Origin of the sequence: Pseudomonas sp. 30_B (assembly GCF_017491605.1) — a bacterium.
Lineage (GTDB): Bacteria > Pseudomonadota > Gammaproteobacteria > Pseudomonadales > Pseudomonadaceae > Pseudomonas.
In genome coordinates, this window is record NZ_JAFGYY010000392.1 from 1 (window position 1) to 434 (window position 434).

1 protein-coding gene is annotated in these 434 nt (G+C 69.8%); it reads left to right on the forward strand.

Features of this window, described 5'->3' with window-relative positions; translation table 11 throughout:
• A partial coding sequence (locus J5M67_RS28820) for a glycoside hydrolase family 3 protein (protein WP_207888725.1) occupies positions 1-434 on the forward strand: 434 nt, incomplete at both ends.

Sequence of the window (434 nt, forward strand, 5' to 3'; positions counted from 1 at the left end):
GACGGGCATCGAGCAGACGCGCCGGCTGATCGACGGCATTCGGGCCGCGCCCGCGGCCGACAGCCCGCTCGGGCTGATGATCGGCATCGACGAGGAGGGCGGCAACGTGTTTCGCCTGCCGCGCGTCGAGGCGACCGCGTTCGCCGGCAACATGGCGCTCGGCGCGGCGTACGAAGCGACGCGGGACGACCGGCTCGCGTACGACATGGGCCGCGTGCTCGCCGCGGAGATCGCGGCGGTCGGCTTCAACGTGAATTTCGCGCCGGACGTCGACGTCAACAGCAATCCGCTCAATCCGGTGATCAACGTGCGCGCGTTCGGCGACGATCCGGCGACGATCGGCCTGCTCGGCCGGCGCATGGTGCAGGGCATGAAGAGCGAGCGCGTGATCGGCACGTTCAAGCATTTTCCCGGGCACGGCGACACGGATACCG